The organism is Catenulispora sp. GP43 (assembly GCF_041260665.1).
Classification (GTDB): domain Bacteria; phylum Actinomycetota; class Actinomycetes; order Streptomycetales; family Catenulisporaceae; genus Catenulispora.
In genome coordinates, this window is sequence record NZ_JBGCCT010000038.1 from 99,755 (window position 1) to 119,606 (window position 19,852).

Genomic DNA, 19,852 nt, shown 5'->3' on the forward strand with positions numbered 1-19,852 from the left:
TGCTAAACCCGGGTGCGAAAGGGCGGTAAGGCCGGCGAGCGCGCCGTTGCTCCGTCCATCCGGTCCGTCGGCCGCCGACACCCCCGACATCTATCCACCGCATCAGCCTTCTGTGACACTTTCCGCATGCAGATCGCCGTCATCGGAGCGGGAATCGCCGGGCTGGCCGTGACCAAGGTGCTCACGGCCGTGGGGCACGAGGTCACGACGTTCGACACCGAGCCGGAGGTCGGTGGCGTGTGGAGTCCCACGCGGCACTACCCCGGCCTGACCACGCAGAACACCCGGATGACCTACGAGTTCTCCGACCATGCCGCGCCGCAGACGTGGCCGGACTACCCCGGGGCCGGGCAGTGGCACGACTACTTACGCGGCTACGTCGACCGCTTCGGCTTCGGTGCGAACCTGCGGCTGAGCACCGGGGTCGCGCTGGCCGAGCCCATCGCCGCCGGCTGGGACGTGCGCCTGGACTCCGGCGAGCACGTCGAGGCGGCGCACCTGGTCATCGCCAACGGCGTGTTCTCCCGCCCGATGGTCCCCGACTGGCCCGGGCGGGCGGCGCACGCCGACGCCGGCGGCGTGGTCAAGGCCCCCTCGCAGCAGCTCACGCTGGACGACGCACGCGGCCGGCACGTGGTGGTCGTCGGGTACGGAAAGTCGGCCTGCGACACCGCGATGGCGCTGACGGCGTCCGCGGACTCGGTCACGATGGTGCCGCGCCGGCTGCTGTGGAAGGGCCCCAAGGTCCTGCTGGGCAAGCACTTCGAGGACGTGGCGATCACCCGCCTGGGCGAGGTCCTGTTCGCCAACCCGCGGCGCTTCGGCCCGGTCTTCGGCGTCCTGAGCCGGGCGACGGTCAAGCAGCAGGGCCTGGACGCCCTGGGGCTGGTCCCGCCCGGCCGCTTCGACGACATCGCCTCCAGCAGCGCCAGCCTGGCCACCGACGGCTTCTTCGACGCGGTGCGCTCCGGCGCGATCGCGGTCCGCCGCGACCGTTCCATCGCCGAGCTGCGCGGCGCGGGCAAGCCGCAGGCCGTGCTGGACGACGGCACCGAGCTGCCCGCCGACCTGATCGTCGCCGCCACCGGCTTCGAGCAGAGCGTGCCGTTCCTCGACCAGCCGCTCACCGCGCAGAACGCGGAGGGCGACTTCGAACTGTTCCGCAACGTCCTGCCCCACCACATCCCGAACCTGACCTTCGCCGGCTACAACACCTCGCTGGTCAGTTCCCTGAGCGCCGAGGTCGGAGCGACCTGGATCGCGGCCCACCTCGCCGGCGCCCTCACCCTGCCCCCGCTCCCGGCCCGCCAGGCCCAGGTCCGCGCGGACCTGGCGGCGCGCAAGGCGCGCATGCGCGGCCAGTACGCGAGCGGCACGGTGGTCCTGCCCCGCTCGCTGGGGAACATCGACCGGATGCTCGGCGACATGCACGCCGTGCTACCACGGCGGACGCGGCTGGCGCAGTGGACGCGGCGGTCGTACTCGACGGACTTCCGCGAGACGCTCGCCGCGGCGGCGCGGGGGTTGGGGGCGGTGGGCTGAAGCGGCGGCGCGGCGTGCCGCCGGGGTGTCGGGGCGTCGGTTGATGTCGAACCGGGGCATCAGTTGATGTCGAATTCGTTGCCCTCAGGGTCCTTCATCCCGACCGCATAGTGATCGAGCCCGTCCTGCTGCATGACCATCGTCATGGTCGCGCCCAAGTCCACGAGCCGCCGCGCCTCGGCATCAACGCGCCGCTTGCGCTCCTCGAACGGATCCGAGTGCTCGCCGCTGGCGTGGATGTCAATGTGCAGCCGGTTCTTCACCGTCTTCGCCTCGGCGACCGCGTTGAACCAGATCGCCGGGCCACCGCCGGCCGGGTCGCTGATGCGGTCCGCGCCGTCGGCGAGTTCGGCCTCCGGCAGGCCGAGGTCGCGGTAGTAGTCGTTCCACGTGGCGAAGCCGGTCGGCGGCGGCGCGAGCACGTAGCCCAGCGCCGCGGCCCAGAACCGGGCCTGGCGGTCGGGGTCGGCGCAGTCGATCACCAGCTGGTAGCGGACGGACATCGGGGTCCTCTCCTGCTCGTTCGTCTCAGTGTTCGCGCAGATGGTCGTGCAGCGCGCGGGCGATCCGCCCGATGAGCGCGTCCACCGCGGGCTGCGCCACCGCCGGCACCTTCGATTCGGTCATGGCGACGACCGCGTACGTCTCGCCATCTTCGTGCTCGACGACACCGGCGTCATGCCGCAGGTTCAACAGGGTCCCGGACTTGGAGGCCCAGGAGGTGGCGTCCGAGATGAAGTCGGGCCCGAGCCGGCGCTGGAGGACCCCGTCGCCCATCAGGGCTCTGACACGCGCGGCGACCTGCGGATGGATCGCGGTCGGGCGCCACAGCTCCTGCAACAGGTCGGCGAGCGCCCGGGCCGTGCCGGTGTTGGCGCGGGTGAGGTCCAGGTGCGCGAGGGGATGGCCGCCACCGGGTGTACGCGCGCCCATGGCCAGCGTGTGCGCCAGTCCGGGTTCGCTGCCGGAGACGCCGAGCAGGTCGCGCATCGGATGCCGCACCGCGATGCCGCCGATTCCGGCCTCGGCCAGGGTCCGGTCCACCTCGCTGGGCGGCACCAGTCCGAACAGCGCGTCGGCGGCGGCGTTGTCGCTGATCGCGACGGCGAGGTAGATCAGGTCCTCGATCGCGATGCGGGCCGGGTGCCTGAACCGGCCGATACCGATCGGCGGAGGCGGCGTTCCGGGATCGGGGACGAGCTCGAGCATCCGCCCGCCGTCGAGCCGCCCGGCACGGATCGCTTCCAGGACGGCGATCGCCAACGGCACCTTGACCAGCGAGGCGATCGGGTACGTGACGTCGGTATCGACGGCGATCTCCTGGCCGGTACCCAGATCGCGCACGAGGAAGGACCCTGACAAACCGGCTTCCGCCAACCTTTCCCGGCAATCCGCGATCAGGCCTCTGTCACGCATCGGCCACACCCAACGCCCGCGCCAACACGGCACCGAGAAGCGTCCGTATGAGCAAGGCGTCCTCGCCGATGTCCGAGACGACGGTGTAGCCCCGGGCGACCGGCGCGTCGGCGATCGGCCGCCAGGCCAGGCCGAGGTCGCGAGCCTGGTCGGCGGAGGCGAGCACGAAATCGTCGGTGCGTATAGCGGCCCCGACCGCCGTGACCAGCGAGGCCGCGACCGAGATCTGCGCGGGCAGCAGCGCGGCGCGGTGTCCGGCGCGCTGGAGCACGTCGCGGACGTACGGGACGTCGTCCTCGGGCTGGATCCAGGCGCGGCGCAGCGCCGGGTCGGTCCGTGACGGCCGCAGCGATTCCAGCCGCACCGGGCGGGGTGTGGACGAGCCCTGCGAATCGCCGTGCCGATCCGGCGTCGGGGGCCGTGCCAGCCCGAGCGGGACGACCCAGATCGCCTCGGTCGGCGGCACCGCCCGTACTGCGGCGCGCACCGCCTTGTCGCGCATCCATGCAGTGCGTTGCTCCGGGCCCGCGCAGCGGATGTCCAGGGCCACGCCGGCCTCGCGCGCCGCGGCGTCCAGCAGCGCCAGGTGCCGCACGCCGCAGGTCTCCGGCACCGCCAGGGTCAACGGCCGCAGCTTGGCCTCGGCGGCGTGGTGTTCGAGCGCTTCGGCGTACTGCACGAGCCGTTTGGCCGGCCCCAGCATGTCCTGGCCGAAGACGGTGAGCACGGCCCGGCGCGCCGTGCGGTCGAACAACGGCTGTCGGAAGTGCTTCTCCAGCGCGGCCACGCGGCGGCTGGCCACGGACTGCGGGATGCCCTCGGCGGCGGCGCCGAGGGTGAAGCTGCCGCGCTCGGCCACGGAGGTGAAGATGCGGCAGGCGCTGACGAGGTCCACGGGATCAGATCGTATGCCGAATCGGCATGGAACATCGCGTCCGGGTCTTTGACCGGATGGATCAATCCCGACCAGGGTGGCACGCATGAGCACATTCACGGAGCGGATCCTTTCCCGTACGGTCCCGGTCGCGGCCTCGTTCGGCTTGGCGGCCGCGGCGCTCGGCGGGTGTTCCACGGCGTCGCATCCGGCGGCCGCCACACCCTCGGGCGGCGGCGCGGCCACATCGACGCCCGCGGCGGCAACCGAATCCGCGTCCGAATCCGCATCCGGAACGACGCCCGCTCCCTCGGACACCGGCAGCGGCTCGACGGCCTTCACAGACCTCGAATCCCGCTATCATGCACAGCTCGGCCTCTACGCCCTGGACACCGGCTCCGGCCGCACGGTCGCGTTCCAAGCAGACAACCGGTTCGCCTTCTGCTCGACGGTCAAAGCCCTGGCCGCCGCCGAACTCCTGCACCGCGAGACCGACGCCCAACTGGCCCAGACCATCACCTACAGCGCCTCGGACCTCGTGGACTACTCCCCGGTCACCTCCCAGCACGTGAACGGCGGCATGACCCTCACCGCGGTGATGACCGCGGCGATCGAGGTCAGCGACAACACCGCGCTGAATCTGATGCTCAACCAGCTCGGCGGCCCGTCGGGCCTACAGTCGGCGCTGCGGTCCATGAACGACGCGACCACCAACGCCGACCGCCCCGAGCCGACCGTCAACTCGGCCGTGCCCGGCGACGTGCAGGACACCAGTACCCCGCGGGCGCTGGCCGAGGACCTGCGCGCGTACGTGCTCGGCACCGCCCTCACTCCGCAGCGGCGCACATTGCTGACCTCCTGGCTCACCGCGAACACCACCGGCGGTCCCTACATCCGGGCCTCGGTCCCGGCCGGCTGGAAGGTCGGCGACAAGACCGGCAACGGCGACTACGGCACGCGCAACGACATCGCCGTGCTGTGGCCGCCCAACCGCGCGCCGATCGTCATCGCAGTGCTCTCCCACCGCGACGGCAAGGACGCGAACTCCGCCGACGCCCTCATCGCCGACGCCACGAAGCTGGCCCTGCAGCGGATCGGCTGATCCCGGGAAGGGACATCACCGCGACGTGACCTGCGGATTCCTCCGTAGCATCGCCTCTGGCTGAACAATCACCTACGATTAAGCAGCCGATCAAATGATGATCCCGACAGATGGACATGGACGACGGGCACTCGCGGGGCGACGCACGAGGAGAGCACGCCGAGGCGCTCCTCGGTACCGTCACGTCGTTGAGCACCGAGCTGCTGGTCGGCATCCTGGCCGAGGCCCCGATCGGGATGGGTCTGCTCAACGCCGAACTGCGCTGGGTCTACGCCAATTCGGCCTTCTTCTCCACCACCGGCCTGGACGCGGCCCGGATCCTGAACCGGCCCGCCGCCGCGACGCCGTTCGCCGCCGACCTGCCGGCTATCAGACGCGTCCTGCTCGACGGGAATGCCCGGGACGGCTCGTACGACGGCGGTAACGGCCCCGGCGGCGCTCGCGGCACCAGCGGGACCGGCGGACCTGGCGGCACCGGCAGGACAGCCAGCCCTGACGACGACCAGTCCGGGCTGGTCACCGCCACCGGCACCGGCTGGCATGTCCGCTACCGGCGGCTGGAGGTCGACGGCCGGATCGCCGGGGTGGTCGCGGCGGTGACCGGGCCGGCGACCCCGGACCAGCGCCGGCTGGACCAGGCCCGCCGCCGGCTGGCGCTCCAGGACGCCGCGGCCGAGCGCATCGGCACCACGCTCGACGTGGACATCACCTGTATCGAACTGGCCGAGCTCACGGTGCCGGCGATGGCGGACCTCACCATCGTCGAGGTGCTGCCGTACGAGGTCACCGACCGGGGCAAGGGCGGCGCGCCCGAGGCCCCCCGGATGCGCCGGGCGGCCCTGGCCTGCGCGCCGGGACTGCGCCGCCGGCTCGGCACGCTGGCCATGCCCGGCGCCTCGGTGCGGCCCGGTGCCGACTCCGCGGTCGCGCGCAGCCTGGCCGAGGGCCGGCTGGTCGTCGCCAACCACCTCTCCGAGGCGGAGTTGGAGGACCAGGCCGCGAACGCGGAGATCCTGGCGGCGTACCGGCTGGCCGGTATCGGCTCGGTCCTGTCTGTGCCGCTGAGCGCGCGCGGGCGGCTGGTCGGGGTGATGACGCTGGCCCGCGGGCGGGGCCGCGAGGGGTTCGGCGACGACGACGCGGTCCTGGTCAAGGACCTCGCCGACCGGGCGGCGGTCAGCGTCGAGAACGCCCGGCAGTACGCCGACTCCCAGAGCGTGACCCTGGAACTGCAGCGCGCGCTGCTGGTCGAACCGGGCCGCCCGCACTCGAACCTGGAGGTCGCCGCGCGCTATCTGCCCTCCGGCAACCGCGCGCTGGTCGGCGGCGACTGGTACGAGATCGTGCGGCTGCCGTTCGGCCGGACGCTGCTGGTCATGGGCGACGTCATGGGACACGGGGTCGAGGCCGCGGTCGACATGAGCATCTACCGCTCGGCGATCCGCGACGCCGGCGGCATGGACCTGCCGCCGCACGGGATCCTGCGGCATCTGGACAACCTGATCTCCAAGGAGGAGTCGGCGCGCCCGGCGACCTGCCTGCTCGGCGTCGCCGACCCGGACCGGGGGCGCTGGACGTTCGCGAGCGCCGGGCACCTGCCGCCGGCGCTGTTCGCGGCCGACCGGCCCACCGAGCTGGTCGAGCTGCCCACCGGACCGCCGCTGGGGACCGGCGTGGGCGGGTACGAGCAGGTGATCGTCGATCTGCGGGCGGACCAGGTGCTGCTGATCTACACCGACGGCCTGGTGGAACGGCGCGGCGAGGACATCGACGTCTCGCTGGCCCGGCTGGCGTCGCTACCGCTCCCGGTCGGCGGCGGGTTGGAGGATCTGCTCGACGACGCGCTGCGCCTGGTCGCGCCGCCGGCGGTCGAGGACGACATCGCGCTTCTGGCCGCGCGCGCCGCACCGCGGTAATCGCCTGCGCTGCTACGCGGCTGCTCAATACGCGTACATGCGTATGAGTTGAGTTGCGCAACAAGAATCCGTAGACGGCGGGTTTTGCGGCCTCGCTGGGCCCGGGCGCCGTCGGGGGCGAGTCCCACGACTATCGTCGGCGGCCTGTCCGGCAAGTGCCTGTCCGTCACCGGCGGCTCGACCGCCCCCGGCACCACCTCGGACATCTACACCTGCAACGGCAGTTCCAGCGAGCAATGGCTGGCGAACGCGAACGGCACGATCAGTGGCGCGTCCAGCGGCCTGTGCCTGGAGGTACAGGGCAGCGCGACGGCCGACAAGTCGCTGGTGGGCGTGAACACGTGCAGCGGGGCCGCGAACCAGCGGTGGACGGTGAACGCGTCGGGGACGATCGTGGGCGCGCAGTCGGGGAAGTGGTTGAGCGTGTACGGGGCTTCGACCGCGAACTATGCGGATGCTGGGATCTATACGTGCAACGGGAGCGCGAGTGAGAACTAGTCGATCTGGTCGTAGTCGGACTCCCACAGCGGACCGGAGGCAGCGCTGTCAGACCCTGCGCCCGGATAGCCGGGCAGTGGCGCGATCGGACGCCTGGGCCCGAGCTGATTTCCGCGCCGAGGCGGCCGACCGGGGCGGTGTCGAGCTGAACATCGCGACGGTCTGGTCTACGGCCCACAGCGCGTCATCCATCAGTGCGGCGGCATACTGGCCGGACCGGAGGCGAGACAGCAGGTCGGCGTAGTCCCAGGGGACTGCGAAGCTCTCCCACAGCTCGGCGGTCGAGCGCCGGGACAGGTGGCTGAGGAAGCGGTCGGCGCTGGCTGCGACGGCCTGGGACAGATCCGCCTTGTCAGCCGGCGTCATCGTCGCATCCGTCCGCGCCAGAACGGCCTGCGCGAGCCGGCTCACGTCCCTGGCCAGCAGGCCCAGGTTCTCACTGGCCAGGCCGGGCAGCAGGGCTTCGGCGGCGGCTTGGGTCCGGCGGCGGACGGAGCGCTTCATCACCGATCGGACAGTACGCCCTCACCGCATCGATACATTCCGCGACGTGCCAATAGAGCCGCTCGACGTGCCCGCGAGCTGACCAGTTCCCTGCAGTCCGTCCCGTTGCGTCCCTGGCGGTGGCCGGCCGATCCCGGCAACCTGCTCGTCGCGCCGGGACTCATCGCCCAAGTCGTCGATGCAGGCGATGGTACGTGCGAGTTCTCGGCTGGCGGGTTCCACCGCAGCGTTTCGCACGCTCTCGGGTTCTCGTAGGCATCGCCAACGAGTCCCACATAGTTGACCTCCCCTTGCTCACACCCCGCACACCTGTCAGGATCACTGATTCGTGATCGTTAAAGCCACGGGGACCGCCGCGCCCACCTCCGCCGCCGATGCCGCCGATGCCGCCGCCGATGCCAGTGCCGGCCACGGCACCGGACGCGCCCACAAGGCCGGCGCGGCCGCGCTCATGCTCGGCGCCCTCGGCGTCGTGTTCGGGGACATCGGCACCAGTCCGCTGTACGCGATGCAGACCGTCTTCACCGCCGACAACAAGGCGGTGGGGACGTCGGCGGACCAGGTCTACGGTGTGGTGTCGCTGGTGTTCTGGGCGATCACGCTCATCGTGTCGATCAAGTACGTGAGCTTCATCCTGCGGACCGACAACGACGGCGAGGGCGGGATCATGGCCCTGACCGCCCTGATCCAGAAGCTGGACTTCCGCTCCAAGCGGACCAAGGTACTGCTGGTCGCATTCGGGATACTCGGGGCTTCGCTGTTCTACGGCGACGGGATGATCACGCCGGCGATCTCCGTGCTGTCGGCGGTCGAGGGGCTCAAGGTATCGGCGCCGGGGCTGAAGGACTACGTCGTGCCGCTGACGGTGGTCATCGTCATCGGGCTGTTCGCCATCCAGAAGTTCGGGACGGCGCTGGTCGGCGGGCTGTTCGGGCCGGTGATGACGGTGTGGTTCCTGATCATCGGGGTGGCCGGGGCCGCGGAGGTCGCCTCGCACCCGGGCATCATCAAGGCCCTGTCCCCCACCTACGGTGCGCAGTTCATGGTGCACCACGGGATCGTGGCGTTCATCGCGCTGGCCTCGGTGGTGCTGGCGGTGACCGGCGCCGAGGCGCTGTACGCCGACATGGGCCACTTCGGGCGCGAACCCATCCACCGGGCCTGGTTCTACCTCGTCTTCCCGGCGCTGACGCTGAACTACCTGGGCCAGGGCTCGCTGATCCTGCGCCGCCCGGACACCATCTCGAACCCCTTCTTCCTGCTGATGCCGCACTGGTCGCAGTTCCCGATGGTGATCCTGGCCACGATCGCCACCGTCATCGCCTCGCAGGCCGTCATCTCCGGGGCCTTCAGCGTGACCCGGCAGGCGATGCAGCTCGGCTTCCTGCCGCACATGACCATCCGGCACACCTCCGAGCACGAGATCGGCCAGGTGTACGTGCCGGTCGTGAACTGGTTCCTGTGCTGCACGGTCACCGTCCTGGTGGTCGGCTTCGGCTCCTCGGCCTCGCTGGCCTCGGCCTACGGCGTCGCGGTGACCGCCACGTTCATGCTCAACACCATCTTGTTCCTGGCGGTGGCCCGGGTCCTGAAGGGCGTGGCGCCCTGGAAGATCGCCGTCGGCGCCGTGGTGTTCCTGACCAGCGAGACCGCGTTCTTCGCCGCCAACCTCACCAAGGTGGTGCACGGCGGCTGGCTGCCGCTGCTGGTCGCGACCCTGGTCTTCACCGTGCTGAGCACCTGGCGCCGGGGCCGCGCGATCGTCACGCCGAACCGGACGGCGCTGGAGGGGCCGCTGCGCCCCTTCGTCGACGAGGTGGACGCCCTTCAGCCGCCGATCCACCGGGTGGACGGCGTGGCGGTGTTCCTCAACGCCAACATCGAGACCACGCCGCTGGCCCTGCGCGCCAACGTCGAGCACAACCACACCCTGCACAAGACCGTGGTCATCCTGTCGATGATGGTGGAGAAGGTCCCGCACGTCCCGGCCGCCGAGCGCCTGGTCTTCGACGACCTGGGCCACAGCGACGACGGCATCATCCACCTCACCGCCCGCCTGGGCTTCCAGGACGAGCCGGACGTGCCGCGCATCCTGCGCCAGGCCACCGCGCACCCGGACGCCGGCGAGATCGCCGGGATCGACCCGGACGAGGTGTCCTACTTCCTGTCCCGGATCGCGATCGTGCGGACCGGCGCCAAGGGGATGCGGTCCTGGCGCAAGCGGCTGTTCCTGACCATCGCGCACAACGCGGCCAGCCCGGTGGACTACTTCGGGCTGCCGGCCGACCGGTGCGTGATCATGGGAGCGCACGTGCCGGTCTGAGCGGACCTCGACGGCTAGGCGGAGGTCTCCTCCAGGCGCGCGGCGAGCCCTTCCAGGAGCTTCAGCGAACGCTCCGGCGACAGGGCTCGTTCTCGCGCCTGGCGGAACGCCGCCTGATACCGCCCGACCTCCTCGGCACCCTCCAGGAAGTCGGCGGCGTTGAGCCGCTCGAGGTGGACGATGGCCGGGTCCTCTCCGGCGAACTGGAAGATGTGGAAGCCGAACCCCATCGCCTGGTGGGGACCGGCGGCGAACGGCAGGATCCGCAGATCGACCCCGGGCCGGCCGGCCACGGAGACCAGCCGGTCGTACTGCTCGCGCATGACGTCCGCGCCGCCCAGGACGCGGTGCAGGCAGGACTCGTCGAGCACGACGGTCAGCGCCGGGGCGTTCGCGCGGTCCAGCACCCGCTGGCGTTCCACGGTCACCTCGACCTGGCGGCGGATCCGGTCCAGCGGGACATCGGTCCAGGACGAGAACAGTTCGAAGGCGTACCGCGGGGTCTGCAACAGCGCCGTGACGAGGTTCGTCTCGTAGATGAAGATCCCCGCCGCCTCGTCCTCCAGGCTGAGCAGGGTCTCGGCGCCGGGTTCCAGGACGTCGGCGTGGTCCGACCACCAGCCGCGGCCCCGGGCCTGCCGGACCATCTGGAGCAGGTCCTCGCGCCGGTCGTCGGTGACCTGGTAGAGCTCCAGGAGCTCGCGCGCGTCCTGGATCCGGACCGCGACCTGGCCGTTCTCGATCCGGCTGACCTTGGCCGGCGAGCACTCCAGATAGCCGGCCACCTCTTCCAGGGTGCGCCCCGAGGCGAGCCGGAGCCGCTGCAGCTCGGCGGCCAGCCGCCGCCGTCTCATCACCGGGCTTCTTCCGCCTGCCATGGCTCCGGGTCCACCCACCTTCTCAATAGACGAACATCACCATACCAAATGCTGCTTGCAGACAGCAATTTGCAGATTCGACCGCCGGGGTTGCCCCGACTCCCGGTCCTGGTCAGCGAAAGCCCAAGGAATGCAAGGGGAAATGACCCTGCCGTGGCGGATCCGTGGCGCTGCTCTGCTCGGGCGTGGCGTCTTGGTGGGGCGGTTCCTGACGGGCCTTCTCTGATTGCAAATTCCGCTCAGCAACCTGCATCATGGGCGCCCTGGGGTTCGCGGCCGGTCGTCGGCGCGGGCCCGCGCTACCCGGCGGGGAACGGGAGGGATGCATGGCCAGGAAGGACGTGCCGGCGATAGCCGGCCGGCGCCAGCTCGGCGCGACGCTGGCCCGGCTGCGTCGGCAGGCCCGCCGGACGCTCGAGGAGGCCGCGGGGCATCTGGACTGGCCGGTGGAGATGGCCGACCGGGTGGAGAACGGCCAGGCCGCGCTGCGGATGGCCGAGGCCCGGGCGCTCCTGGACCTGTACGCGATCGCGGACCCGCTCCGCGAGGAGGTGCTGGCCCTGGTGCGACAGGCCGGCTCGGGCACCTGGTGGCTGTCCTACGGCGACCTGGTGGACCCCGGCTTCGAGCGCCAGCTGATCCTGGAGGACGAGGCCCGGACGATCCGGGTCCACCAGCCGAACCTCGTCCCGGGCCTGCTGCAGACCGAGCGGTACGCCTGGGAGCTGATGACCACGGTCACCGACCAGCAGCCCGAAGCCGTGCGGCGGCGGGTCGATCTCAGGATCCTGCGTCAGCGGATCCTGGGCCGGCCGCAGGCACCGCGGGTGGACGTGGTCCTGGACGAGGCCGCGCTGCGCAGACCGGTCGGGGACGCGGCCGTGATGCGCGAGCAGTACGAACGGCTGATGCGGCTGTCCGCGGCCGCGGGGACGCGGATCGCGATCCTGCCCTTTCCAGCGGGCCCCTCGCGGGCATCAGGGCACGGATTCCACATCTTCTCCCCGCGCAACGGCGAGCCGGACGTGGTCCAGCTCGAACTGCTCGACCGGGAGTACTTCACGGAGACGGCCGAGGAGGTCGGCCACTACCGGGCCGCCTTCGAACACGCGCGGGCCAGGGCAATGGGTGTGGGGGACTCGCGCGCGTTCCTGGCGGCCTTGGCGGCCTCGGCCGGCACGGCCGGTGAGGGAAACGGAGGTGAGCGGTTGCCGCGGACGCATCCGGCATGACGGTGCCGGAGCGGGCGCCCCGCACTGGACGCCCGCTCCGGCCCTTGACTAAGGACTCTTATGGTGAGTCCCGCTGTCAGGCGAGTTCGAACTCGCCGGCCTTCACCCCCGCGATGAACGCCTTCCACTCCTCGGCGGTGAAGCGGAGCGTGGTCCGGGCCGCGTCCTTGGTGTCGCGGACGCACACGCTCACTGTGGTCGCCACCTCGATCGCGACCTCCACACAGTTGTTGTTGTTCGCTCCGGAGTAGCTGCTCTTCCGGTACTGCGTGCCGAGGATGATCTGCTGCTCGGTCATTTCTGCCACGTCCTCCCAGGACTGCGGCGGACCCTTTCCGCCGCTCGGGATCCAGATTCAGCCGCGTCACCGGACGTCCCACGGGCCGTCCGCCGGCCGTCCCACGGGCACGCCACTGGAGCCCGCACGGGCCGCGAAAACGTTCATGACCGTTCATGACGAAGGAGAAGTGGTGGGTGAGATAACCCGCATCCCGGCCGAACCACCCGCCGAGTTCCTGTTCCTCGGGGTCCCGGAGATCAGGATCGGCGGCAGCCTCGTCCCGATCGGACCGGCCCAGGAGAAGCGCCTGCTGGCCGCGGTGCTGTCCGAGCACCCGAACCCGGTCGGCCGCTCGGCGCTGATCAGGTCCATCTGGGATCCGCCCGAGCCGGAGGACGCGGTGGAGAACTTCCATCACATCGCCCGGCGGCTGCGGCGGCGGCTGGAGAGCGCCGGACTGCCGAACGTGCTCCCCAGCGAAGGCGGCGGCTACCGCCTCGGCCCGGCCGAGGCCCGCGTCGACATCCAGCGGTTCCACGGACTGCTGGCGCGCGCCGCACGGTCGCCCGGCCTGGGCGAGGCCGAACGCGCCGGCCTGTTGGAGACGGCGCTGGGCCTGTTCCGCGGCGAGCCGCTGGCCGGGCTGGACGGGCAGTGGGTCGACGGGTACCGCTACCTGCTCCAGGAGGAGCGGCACGCCGCCGAGATCGCGTTCAACGAGGCCGCGATCAGGCTCGGCGATCTGGGCACGGCCATCCCGCGTCTGGAAGCGCGATTGCGGGAGCGGCCGGGCGATGAATGGCTGGCGTGGCTGGGGATGCACGCGTTCTACCGCGCGGGGCGCAAGGACGACGCGCAGAACGTGTACCACCGGGTGCGTCGGCACCTCGACACGACCATCGCGACCGAGAGTCACAGAGCTCTGACGGACCTCTATGAGCTGATGCTCCGCGGCGATGAGCGGCTGCTGGACGCGTCCGCGCTGGTGTTTCCCGCCGGGCGGTCGATGCGCGGGGCCGGGGCTGGGGCTGGGGCCGGTTCGCAGGGTTCTTACGGCGGCGATTCCGCACCCGGCCCCGATCTCGATCCCGATCCCGATCCCAAACCCGATCCCAAACCCGACAGCGAGGCCAAGCCAAAGCCCGAGCCCGGTATCGCCGCCGGGGCCACCTTCTCCCAGACCAACATCGGCACCACCGTCCACGCCTCGCAGGGAGGCGTCCAGAACTTCTACTTCGGCGGAAAGGAACCATCGTGAACGAGCAGCAGGCAACGCATCAGCAGTTCAACGTCGGCGAGAACGTCTTCGGCTCGGAAGGCGGGACCCAGAACATCTATCTGCAGCAACAGCAGAAGATGGCCGACGACTTCCGCAACGGCCTGGAGGCGTTCAAGAACCACCTCTACCCCAAGGCGGTCCAGCGTTTCGAGGACTTCCTGAGCACGGCCGCGGACGTCTCCAGCGCGATGGCCGAGAATCAGAGCACGGACATCGCGCCCGAGGACGTGCGGGACAAGACCGCCAGGGCGCACGTCTACACCGCCCTGGGCCTGCTGAACGGCTCGGCGCCGAGCTACCACGCGCCGGAGGTCGTCCGCCGCATCGACTCGCATCTGGACCAGGCCCGCGGGCTCGGCGCCGGCAAGCCGGTGGCGGCGCAGGCCGACGCGGTGTGGGCGGTGGTGAAGGACGACTGGTACAACGCGCAGGGCATGCGTGCGCAGGATCCGCAGCCGGAGGAGCTGCGGCTGAACCTGCGCTACCTGGACCGTGACGACCTCGGTTTCCTGATGGAGCACCTGGCGCACGCCGAGGGGCCGACGTGGAAGCAGCTCAATGAGATGGCGCGGCAGTTCGGTTTCGCCGTGTCGGAGACCGACACCGCGGACCAGCGGGACAACATCGACCCGAAGCGGCCGACGTCAGTGCGCAAGTACTTCATCCGCACTCCCCCGCGTGTCAACGAGACCCACCAGGCCATCCTGATAGCGGCGGCGGTCTCCCTGATCGTCGGCTTCGCGGCCGGCGGCGGCTTCATCCTGCTGGGCCTGATCGCCGGCGGCGGCCTGGGCAAGTGGGGCGTCACGCAGTACCAGGCGTTCAAGGCGTACAAGGCCGCGTACGCGCTCGCCGAACCCAAGCCGAGCGACAAGCAGATGGACGAGTGGCTGGAAGGCGACGTCGAGTACATCAAGCGCAAGGCGGCCCGCAAGCTGCGCATCAACACCCGCCTGCAGCCCGAGGGCGGCGACCTCATGGTCCCCGCCCTGGCCGTAGTCGGCGTGGCACGCGCCGCCGAGCACCACGCCCCCCGCACCGCCGTCCGCTGGGGCGACGACGGCAACCTGCGCGCCGACCACTACACGGTCCTGATCCTGATGCTCACCGACAAGCTGATCAGCACCTACCGCTGCGTGGTGAACTTCGCCACCGGCGACCTGCTCCTGGACGAGATGCGCGAGTACCACTACTCCGACATCGTGGGCGTCTCCTCCAGGTCCATCCCGCTGAGCCGCCCCGAGCAGCTGCTCGTCGACACCGTCGCCGACACCAGGACGGACATCTCCATCGCCCACGAGTTCAGCCTGTCGATCACCAACGGCGAGGCCCTGACCGTCCTGACCGGCTTCGGCGGCGACTTCGAGGCCTCGGGGAACGGGTCGCTGGTGTGGCGGGGGAACGATCACGCGCTGCGGATCATTCAGGCGATGGTGCGGAGTCGGCACGTGTGAGGTGCGCGGGAAGCTCGGCGGCGACAGCGCGGATGGAGTCGCGCAGCCAGCGCTGACCCAGGTCTCCGTCCAGGCGCGGGTGCCAGGCCATCTGGTACTTCATCGGGCGGATGACCTCGGGGGCGGGCATGACCCGCAGGCCCGGCTCAGGGGGCTGCTGCGCGAGCAGGCGCTCGGGCAGCGTGAGGATCAGGCGCGTTCCGAGGACTGAGAGCGCCGCCAGGGAGTGGTACGGCACTGTCAGGCCGGCGCGGCGGCGCGTGCCGAGGTCTTCCAGGCGCTTTTCGATCGCGGTCTGGCGCTCGCCGGTGGTGTCGACGATGACGTGTGCGGCGTCCAGGTAGTCCTGAAGCGTGATCTCCTCGCCGGCGGCCAGCGGATGGTCCGCCGAGAGCACGCACACGAACCGGTCGTCGAAGAGATGTTCGGTGTGCAGTGTGGGCATCGGTTCGGATCGGGCGAAGAACACCAGGTCCACCACGCCCCGATCGAGGTCGTCGTAGATGGCGTCGTGCCACGTGCGCAGGTGCAGGGTCGAGCGCGGTGACTGCTGGAAGACGCGACGGAACACCGCCGGGGCCAGAACCCGCGAGTAGTCGGTGCCCGCCACACGAAAGGACTCGGCGGCCTCGGCCGGGTCGAACTCCTCGGGGGCGAACAGGCTCTCCAGGCGTGGCAGGACCGCGCGCAGTTGGCGCTGCACCCGCTCGGCGCGCGGGGTGAGCCGGTAGCCCTGCGGGGTGCGGACCAGCAGTTCGTCGCCGAGGGTGTCGCGCAGGCGTTGCAGCGCGCGGCTCATCGCGGGCTGGCTCATGCCGGCGAGTGCTGCGGCGTGCGAGACGTGTCGTTCCTCCAGCAGCGCGGCCAGTGGGGCCAGCAGGTTGAGGTCGACCCGCTCTATATGCGCCATACGAATAGTATAGATCTCGATCATGCATTGGACAAATAAATGCACGCGGCGGATGGTGGATGCAGACGCCGGGCACACCGCCCGGAACGCCTGGAGCGGGCATCCGCACGGATGCCGGATCGGGAGCAACCATGAACAGCCTGATGCCGAACGGGGAATCCGCCACCGGGGCCGGGTCGCGCCGCGTGGCCGTCGTGACCGGCGGCTCCGGCGGGATCGGCAGCGCGGTCTCGCGCCGCCTTGCCGCCGCGGGCATGGCCGTGGTCGTGCACTACGCGGGCAGCCCGAACGCGGCCGAGGCGGTCGTCGCGCAGATCACCGAGGCCGGCGGCACCGCGGTGGCGCTGCCCGGCGACATCGCCGAGCCGACTGAGATGACCGCGCTGTTCGACGCCGCCGAGGACCGCTTCGGCGGGATCGACGTGGTCGTCAACACCGCCGGGATCATGCTGCTGGCGCCGTTGGCCGACATGGATCTGGACGACTTCGACCGGATGCACCGGGTCAACGTCCGCGGCACGTTCGTGGTCTCCCAGCTCGCCGCCCGCCGGCTGCGCTCCGGCGGCGCGCTCGTCAACTTCTCGACCTCCGTGACCCGGCTCCAGCAGCCCACCTACGCCGCGTACGCCGCGTCCAAGGGCGCGGTGGAGGCCATGACCCTGATCCTGGCCCGTGAGCTGCGCGGCCGGGACGTCACCGTCAACGCCGTGGCCCCCGGCCCGACGGCGACGCCGCTGTTCCTGGAAGGCAAGAGCGAGGAGCTGATCGCGCGCCTCGCCTCGGCCGCGCCGCTGGAGCGTCTCGGCACGCCAGGGGACATCGCCGAGTCCGTCGCCTTCCTGGCCGGCGACGGCGGGCGCTGGATCAACGGGCAGGTGCTGTACGCGAACGGGGGTATCGCCTGATGAAGGCCGTACGCTTCCACCACTACGGGGACATCGACGTCCTCGACCTCGAAGACGCCGAACCGCGCCCGCTCGGCCCGGACGACGTCCTGGTGCGGGTCCTCGCCGCCGGGATCAACCCCGGCGAAGCCAAGATCCGCACCGGCGCCCTGCACGAGCGCTTCCCCGCCACCTTCCCCTCCGGCCAGGGCAGTGATCTGGCAGGCACCCTCGCCGAGATCGGGGCCGCGGTCACCGAATGGGCCGTCGGCGACCCGGTCCTGGGCTGGTCCTGGGAACGCTCCAGCCACGCCGAGTACGTCACTGTCCCGGCCGACCAGCTCGTCCGCAAACCCGACGCGCTCCCCTGGACCCCCGCCGGCGCCCTCTACGTCGCGGGCACCACCGCGTGGGCGGCCGTCGCCGCGGTCGACCCGCAGGCCGGCGAGACGGTCGTGGTCGCCGGCGCCACCGGCGGGGTCGGAACGCTGGCCGTCCAGCTGCTGCGCCTGCGCAGGGCGAATGTGCTCGCCATCGCCTCCCCTCGGCACCGGGACTGGCTGGAATCCCAGGGCGCGACGCTCGTCGACTACGGCGATGACGTCGCCGAGCGCCTGCGCCAGGCGGTCGAGGCGGACGGCGGGGGCCCGGTCCATGCCTTCCTCGACTTCCACGGCGGCGACTACCCGCGCACGGCGCTGGCTCTCGGCGTGCCGCCCCGCCGGATCAACACTCTGGATTACGCCGCCGCGGCGGCGCTGGGCACCAGCTCCGACGGCAACGCCCAGGGAACCTCGCAGGCGGTGCTCACCGAGTTGGCGGAGTTGGCCGCGACCGGCCGGATCGAGGTCCCGATCAGCGGGACCTATCCGTTGACAGAGGTCAGGCAGGCCTTCGCGCACCTGGAGCACGAGCATCCGCTGGGCAAGATCGTCCTGCTGCCTGGCGCCGCCCCCCAGCTGGATCGATCATGAAGACATGGCAGATCTCGCACTGGTCTCCGGCGCCACCGGCTACATCGGCGGGCGCCTGGTGCCCGAGCTGCTGCGCGCCGGGTTCGCCGTGCGGTGCATGGCGCGCGATCCCGGGCGGCTGCGGGATCATCCCTGGTTCCCTTCGGTGCAGGCGGTTCGCGCGGATGTGACCCGGCCCGCCGATCTCGGCAAGGCGTTCGAGGGGGTCAGGGTCGCGTACTACCTGATCCACTCCCTGAACACCGGTGCCGGCTTCGAGAAGACCGAGGCTGATTCGGCGCGGGCGTTCGCCGAGGCGGCACGGCGGGCGGGGGTGGCGCGGATCGTGTATCTCGGCGGCATCGTTCCCGACGATGTGCCGGCCGGGGAGTTGTCGCGGCATCTGCGGTCGCGGATGCGGGTCGGGCAGATTCTGCGGGAGGGCGGGGTGCCGACCGTGGAGTTGCGCGCGGCTGTGATCATCGGGTCGGGGTCCGCCTCGTTCGAGATGGTGCGCTACCTCACCGAGCGGTTGCCGGTGATGGTCACGCCGAAGTGGGTGCGGGTGCGGGTGCAGCCGATCGCGGTGCGCGACGTGCTGGGATACCTCGTCGGGGTGGGGAGTGCGCCCGATGCGGCGGTCGGCGACGGCGGGGTGTTCGACATCGGCGGGCCGGAGGTGCTGACCTATCGGGAGATGATGCAGCGCTACGCGCGGGTGGCGGGGCTGCCGCGGCGGCTGATCGTTCCGGTGCCGCTGCTCACCACCGGGCTGTCGAGCCTGTGGGTCGGCGCGGTGACGCCGGTGCCGGCCTCGATCGCGCGGCCGCTGGTGGAGTCGCTGCGGCACGAGGTGGTGTGCCGGGACCACCGGATCACCGCGCTGGTGCCCGATCCGCCGCAGGGGCTGATCGACTTCGACGAGGCGGTGCGCCTGGCCCGCACCCGGATCCGGAACTCCGACGTGGCCACCCGCTGGGCCTCGGCCTCCCTGCCCGGCGCCGCGAGCGAGCCGCTGCCGACGGACCCGGGCTGGACCGGCGGCACCGTGTACGAGGACGCCCGCTCCTTCATGCTGTCGGCACCGCCGGAGGAGGTGTGGCGCGCGGTGGAGGGCATCGGCGGGGAGACCGGCTGGTATTCCTTCCCGCTGGCGTGGGCCGCCCGCGGCTGGCTCGACCGGCTCAGCGGCGGCGTGGGCCTGGGCCGGGGACGCCGCGACCCGCGCACCCTGCGCCTCGGCGACGCCCTGGACTTCTGGCGGGTCGAGGCCATCGACCGGGGCCGGCTGCTGCGGCTGCGCGCCGAGATGAGGATGCCGGGCCTGGGCTGGCTGGAGGTGCTGGTGGTCCCGGCCGACGACGGCCGCACGCGCTACACGCAGCGCGCCGTGTTCCTGCCCCGGGGCTTGTTCGGGCACCTGTACTGGTGGTCGATGAAGCCCTTCCACTCGGTGATCTACCGCGGCATGGCCCGCAACATCGCCCGGATCGCGCGCGAGCACGAGGAATTCGGAGAGGGGCGGGGACGGGAACAGGGGCAGGGCCGGGAACGAGCGCAGGAACTCGGACCGGAGCTGGATCCGCGGCCCAGGCGGCATGTCACGCCGGGCGAGAACGCCGCCACCGCTCGACTTCCCTGGGACAGCAGTACCCGGCACCGGTCCTAGTTCTGGCTCTGGTTCTAGTTCTAGTTCTAGTTCTAGTTCTAGTTCTAGATGATTGAGTCCGATCGTTGGGCTGGTCAGTGGTCGTAAGCGATTAGTGATCGCTTGCTGGGTGCGCCGGTCTTGGTGTTGTGCCAGATC

18 protein-coding genes are annotated in these 19,852 nt (G+C 71.0%); 11 read left to right on the top strand and 7 right to left on the bottom strand.

Annotation, left to right across the window (positions count from 1 at the left end; translation table 11 throughout):
• Window positions 1-126: 126 nt before the first annotated feature.
• The gene (locus ABH926_RS46435) at window positions 127-1,542 is read left to right on the top strand and encodes a flavin-containing monooxygenase (RefSeq protein ID WP_370373590.1); all 1,416 of its coding nucleotides are present in this window, start codon (window positions 127-129) and stop codon (window positions 1,540-1,542) included.
• Window positions 1,543-1,601: 59 nt separating this feature from the next.
• On the opposite strand, the gene ABH926_RS46440 is transcribed toward ABH926_RS46435, so the two are convergent.
• Genes ABH926_RS46440 through ABH926_RS46450 form a run of 3 tightly spaced genes read right to left on the bottom strand, consistent with a single transcriptional unit; the run spans window position 1,602 to window position 3,853 of the window.
• A complete protein-coding gene (locus ABH926_RS46440) occupies window positions 1,602-2,045 on the bottom strand; it encodes a VOC family protein (RefSeq protein ID WP_370373591.1) in 444 nt (147 codons plus the stop codon).
• Between the two features lie 25 nt (window positions 2,046-2,070).
• Window positions 2,071-2,958 (bottom strand): serine hydrolase, encoded by an 888-nt coding sequence (locus ABH926_RS46445; protein ID WP_370373593.1) that lies wholly within the window; start codon window positions 2,956-2,958, stop codon window positions 2,071-2,073.
• Entirely contained in the window at window positions 2,951-3,853 is a 903-nt protein-coding gene (locus ABH926_RS46450) for a LysR family transcriptional regulator (protein WP_370373595.1), read from the bottom strand. The genes ABH926_RS46445 and ABH926_RS46450 overlap by 8 nt, the downstream gene beginning before the upstream one ends.
• Before the next feature lie 85 nt (window positions 3,854-3,938).
• Here ABH926_RS46450 and bla point away from each other — a divergent pair, with 85 nt between their 5' ends.
• The 3 genes from bla (at window position 3,939) to ABH926_RS46465 (ending at window position 7,348) form a co-directional block, all read left to right on the top strand.
• Window positions 3,939-4,934: a class A beta-lactamase gene (gene bla, locus ABH926_RS46455; RefSeq protein WP_370373597.1), complete on the top strand. Its 996-nt coding sequence runs from the start codon at window positions 3,939-3,941 to the stop codon at window positions 4,932-4,934.
• Window positions 4,935-5,044: 110 nt separating this feature from the next.
• Window positions 5,045-6,850: a PP2C family protein-serine/threonine phosphatase gene (locus tag ABH926_RS46460; protein WP_370373599.1), complete on the top strand. Its 1,806-nt coding sequence runs from the start codon at window positions 5,045-5,047 to the stop codon at window positions 6,848-6,850.
• Between the two features lie 84 nt (window positions 6,851-6,934).
• The gene (locus tag ABH926_RS46465; RefSeq protein ID WP_370373601.1) at window positions 6,935-7,348 is read left to right on the top strand and encodes an RICIN domain-containing protein; all 414 of its coding nucleotides are present in this window, start codon (window positions 6,935-6,937) and stop codon (window positions 7,346-7,348) included.
• A 48-nt stretch (window positions 7,349-7,396) separates the two neighbouring features.
• Here ABH926_RS46465 and ABH926_RS46470 read toward each other — a convergent pair whose 3' ends face one another.
• Window positions 7,397-7,855 (bottom strand): hypothetical protein, encoded by a 459-nt coding sequence (locus ABH926_RS46470; RefSeq protein WP_370373603.1) that lies wholly within the window; start codon window positions 7,853-7,855, stop codon window positions 7,397-7,399.
• Between the two features lie 448 nt (window positions 7,856-8,303).
• Between ABH926_RS46470 and ABH926_RS46475 the strand changes: the two genes are divergently transcribed.
• Window positions 8,304-10,175, top strand: coding sequence for a potassium transporter Kup (locus tag ABH926_RS46475; RefSeq protein ID WP_370373622.1), 1,872 nt, complete (start codon window positions 8,304-8,306; stop codon window positions 10,173-10,175).
• Window positions 10,176-10,189: 14 nt separating this feature from the next.
• Here ABH926_RS46475 and ABH926_RS46480 read toward each other — a convergent pair whose 3' ends face one another.
• Window positions 10,190-11,029 carry a helix-turn-helix domain-containing protein gene (locus ABH926_RS46480; protein ID WP_370373604.1) on the bottom strand — a complete coding sequence of 280 codons (840 nt, stop codon included), beginning with the start codon at window positions 11,027-11,029 and terminating at the stop codon, window positions 10,190-10,192.
• Between the two features lie 350 nt (window positions 11,030-11,379).
• Between ABH926_RS46480 and ABH926_RS46485 the strand changes: the two genes are divergently transcribed.
• A complete protein-coding gene (locus tag ABH926_RS46485; protein ID WP_370373606.1) occupies window positions 11,380-12,285 on the top strand; it encodes a DUF5753 domain-containing protein in 906 nt (301 codons plus the stop codon).
• Between the two features lie 76 nt (window positions 12,286-12,361).
• Here ABH926_RS46485 and ABH926_RS46490 read toward each other — a convergent pair whose 3' ends face one another.
• Window positions 12,362-12,583: a DUF397 domain-containing protein gene (locus tag ABH926_RS46490; protein ID WP_370373608.1), complete on the bottom strand. Its 222-nt coding sequence runs from the start codon at window positions 12,581-12,583 to the stop codon at window positions 12,362-12,364.
• A 172-nt stretch (window positions 12,584-12,755) separates the two neighbouring features.
• On the opposite strand from ABH926_RS46490, the gene ABH926_RS46495 reads away from it, so the two are divergent.
• The gene (locus ABH926_RS46495) at window positions 12,756-13,823 is read left to right on the top strand and encodes a BTAD domain-containing putative transcriptional regulator (RefSeq protein WP_370373610.1); all 1,068 of its coding nucleotides are present in this window, start codon (window positions 12,756-12,758) and stop codon (window positions 13,821-13,823) included.
• Window positions 13,820-15,298 (top strand): hypothetical protein, encoded by a 1,479-nt coding sequence (locus tag ABH926_RS46500; RefSeq protein ID WP_370373611.1) that lies wholly within the window; start codon window positions 13,820-13,822, stop codon window positions 15,296-15,298. The genes ABH926_RS46495 and ABH926_RS46500 overlap by 4 nt, the downstream gene beginning before the upstream one ends.
• Here ABH926_RS46500 and ABH926_RS46505 read toward each other — a convergent pair.
• Entirely contained in the window at window positions 15,264-16,208 is a 945-nt protein-coding gene (locus ABH926_RS46505) for a LysR family transcriptional regulator (protein ID WP_370373613.1), read from the bottom strand. The genes ABH926_RS46500 and ABH926_RS46505 overlap by 35 nt on opposite strands.
• Window positions 16,209-16,351: 143 nt before the next feature.
• Between ABH926_RS46505 and ABH926_RS46510 the strand changes: the two genes are divergently transcribed.
• The 3 genes from ABH926_RS46510 to ABH926_RS46520 are packed head-to-tail and all read left to right on the top strand — an operon-like array spanning window position 16,352 to window position 19,714.
• Window positions 16,352-17,113: an SDR family oxidoreductase gene (locus tag ABH926_RS46510; RefSeq protein WP_370373624.1), complete on the top strand. Its 762-nt coding sequence runs from the start codon at window positions 16,352-16,354 to the stop codon at window positions 17,111-17,113.
• Complete coding sequence (locus tag ABH926_RS46515) at window positions 17,110-18,066, top strand: NADP-dependent oxidoreductase (RefSeq protein WP_370373626.1); 957 nt, start codon at window positions 17,110-17,112, stop codon at window positions 18,064-18,066. The genes ABH926_RS46510 and ABH926_RS46515 overlap by 4 nt, the downstream gene beginning before the upstream one ends.
• 4 nt (window positions 18,067-18,070) lie before the next feature.
• Window positions 18,071-19,714 (top strand): SDR family oxidoreductase, encoded by a 1,644-nt coding sequence (locus tag ABH926_RS46520; protein WP_370373615.1) that lies wholly within the window; start codon window positions 18,071-18,073, stop codon window positions 19,712-19,714.
• The last annotated feature ends 138 nt before the right edge of the window (window positions 19,715-19,852 follow it).

Excerpts from the sequence above, each read along its gene's own strand:
- ABH926_RS46435 (WP_370373590.1), top strand. The coding sequence starts at position 127 with ATGCAGATCGCCGTCATCGGAGCGGGAATCGCCGGGCTGGCCGTGACC.
- ABH926_RS46440 (WP_370373591.1), bottom strand. The coding sequence starts at position 2,045 with ATGTCCGTCCGCTACCAGCTGGTGATCGACTGCGCCGACCCCGACCGC.
- ABH926_RS46445 (WP_370373593.1), bottom strand. The coding sequence starts at position 2,958 with ATGCGTGACAGAGGCCTGATCGCGGATTGCCGGGAAAGGTTGGCGGAA.
- bla (WP_370373597.1), top strand. The coding sequence starts at position 3,939 with ATGAGCACATTCACGGAGCGGATCCTTTCCCGTACGGTCCCGGTCGCG.
- ABH926_RS46460 (WP_370373599.1), top strand. The coding sequence starts at position 5,045 with ATGGACATGGACGACGGGCACTCGCGGGGCGACGCACGAGGAGAGCAC.
- ABH926_RS46475 (WP_370373622.1), top strand. The coding sequence starts at position 8,304 with ATGCTCGGCGCCCTCGGCGTCGTGTTCGGGGACATCGGCACCAGTCCG.
- ABH926_RS46480 (WP_370373604.1), bottom strand. The coding sequence starts at position 11,029 with ATGAGACGGCGGCGGCTGGCCGCCGAGCTGCAGCGGCTCCGGCTCGCC.
- ABH926_RS46485 (WP_370373606.1), top strand. The coding sequence starts at position 11,380 with ATGGCCAGGAAGGACGTGCCGGCGATAGCCGGCCGGCGCCAGCTCGGC.
- ABH926_RS46490 (WP_370373608.1), bottom strand. The coding sequence starts at position 12,583 with ATGACCGAGCAGCAGATCATCCTCGGCACGCAGTACCGGAAGAGCAGC.
- ABH926_RS46505 (WP_370373613.1), bottom strand. The coding sequence starts at position 16,208 with ATGGCGCATATAGAGCGGGTCGACCTCAACCTGCTGGCCCCACTGGCC.
- ABH926_RS46510 (WP_370373624.1), top strand. The coding sequence starts at position 16,352 with ATGCCGAACGGGGAATCCGCCACCGGGGCCGGGTCGCGCCGCGTGGCC.
- ABH926_RS46520 (WP_370373615.1), top strand. The coding sequence starts at position 18,071 with ATGGCAGATCTCGCACTGGTCTCCGGCGCCACCGGCTACATCGGCGGG.